A 1,704-nucleotide genomic window follows, 5' to 3' on the forward strand; every position below is an offset into this window, starting at 1 on the left:
CGCGCTGCTGTCCTGGCCCGACGACGAGCTGACCGACGGGCAGTTCCTGGCCGAGCTCGTCGAGCGCACCGGGGTCCGGCTGCTCCTCGACGTCGCCAACCTCTACACCAACCAGGTCAACCTCGGGCTGGACCCGATCGCGGCGCTCGACGACCTGCCGCTGGAGTCGGTGTCCTACGTCCACGTCGCCGGGGGCGTGCTGCGCGACGGCGTCTGGCACGACACGCACGCCCATCCCGTCCCGCCTGCGGTGCTCGAGCTGCTGGGCGCGCTGTGCGAGCGGGTGGCGGTGCCGGGGGTGATGCTCGAGCGCGACGCGGCGTACCCGCGGGACGAGGAGCTCGCGGCCGAGCTGGCCGCGATCCGCGGTGTCGTCGAATCCGCGAAGGTGAATGCGTGACTGATCCTGCAGACATCGACGCGGCACGGCGTCGGTTGGCGCGGGCCGAGGCGGGCCTGCTCGACGCGCTGGTGGCCGCAGGGCCCGTGCCGGACGGCTTCGACGCCGAGCGAGTGCGGATCCAGGCCCGCGCCCTCGTCGCCAAGCGGCGCGAGGTCGCCTGCCTCGTCAGCCCGGGGCTGGCGGCGGCGGTCGGCCCGCGGTTCCGCGAGCTCTTCGACGCGTACGCCCGGGCGAGCCCGAAGCCGGCCGGCGGCGCACGGGCGGACGTGGCGGCGTTCGTGCAGACCCTGCCGCGGGACCTGCGCCCGCGGCCCGCGCGGCGATGGTTGCGCCGGCGGCTTCGCCCTGCCATCCTCAAGCATAGGTGAGCGCCTATACAAGGAGGACGCAGATGTTGCTCGACCCCGTTGCCGTGGCCGGCCTCGTGACGCGGGAGGTGCGCACCGGCTCCCGCGACGGGGTGCCGACGAAGATCGCCGTCGCGCGGCGGACGTACCCGACCGACCAGGCCGACCTCTGGGACGCGGTGACCAACGCCGAGCGCATCCCGCGGTGGTTCCTGCCGGTCAGCGGGGAGCTGCGGGTCGGCGGCCGCTACGCGCTCGAGGGCAACGCGGGCGGCACGGTGCAGAGCTGCGAGGAGCCGTCGCGCTTCGCGGTGACCTGGGAGTACGGCGAGATGGTGTCGTGGCTGAGCGTCTCGCTCGTGGCGCAGGGGGAGGGCACCGTCCTCGAGCTGGCGCACGAGTCGCCGGTTGACCCCGGGTTCTGGGAGCAGTTCGGGCCGGGCGCGGTGGGCGTCGGCTGGGACCTCGGGCTGATGGGGCTCGGGCTGCACCTCGAGAGCGCCGCGCCGGTCGACGCGGAGGCGGCGTTGGCGTTCCCGACGACTCCGGCCGGCATCGACTTCGTCCGGTCCGCCGCGACCGGCTGGGCCGACGCCGCCGTGCGCGACGGGGACGACCCCGGCCCCGCCCACGAGGCGGCCGAGCGCACGGTCGCGTTTTACACGGTCGTCCCCGAGGACGCCCCCGGGCAGTGAGGGGCAGTGACGGGCAGCGGTGAGCATCGGGTGGACGCGGTCTTCGAGGCGCTGGGTGACGCGACCCGCCGGCTGATCCTGCGATCGCTGGCGGCGGGCGAGCAGCCGGCCGGAGCCGTGGTCGCTGCCCTGCAGGCGCGCGGGCCGATCTCCCAGCCCACGGTCTCCCAGCACCTGCGCGTGCTGCGCGAGGCGGGGCTCGTCGCGGTGCGGGCGGAAGGAACCCGGCGCCTCTACTCGATCGACCCGTCGGGGCTGC

General features: G+C 75.2%; 2 protein-coding genes and 1 pseudogene. All 3 read left to right on the plus strand.

The genetic code is table 11. The annotated features are described in order from the left end of the window. Window positions 1-558, plus strand: a pseudogene (locus G9H71_RS22555) (multinuclear nonheme iron-dependent oxidase); the annotation flags it as partial. A gap of 236 nt (window positions 559-794) precedes the next feature. Beyond that, window positions 795-1,445: an SRPBCC family protein gene (locus G9H71_RS22565; protein WP_166284990.1), complete on the plus strand. Its 651-nt coding sequence runs from the start codon at window positions 795-797 to the stop codon at window positions 1,443-1,445. Between the two features lie 6 nt (window positions 1,446-1,451). Further along, window positions 1,452-1,704: ArsR/SmtB family transcription factor (locus tag G9H71_RS22570; RefSeq protein ID WP_331273208.1), on the plus strand; the 253-nt coding region annotated here is incomplete at its 3' end.

This window comes from Motilibacter deserti (assembly GCF_011250635.1).
GTDB classification, from domain to species: domain Bacteria; phylum Actinomycetota; class Actinomycetes; order Motilibacterales; family Motilibacteraceae; genus Motilibacter_A; species Motilibacter_A deserti.

Coding starts and splice junctions, on each gene's coding strand:
- G9H71_RS22565 (WP_166284990.1), top strand. CDS start 795: ATGTTGCTCGACCCCGTTGCCGTGGCCGGCCTCGTGACGCGGGAGGTG.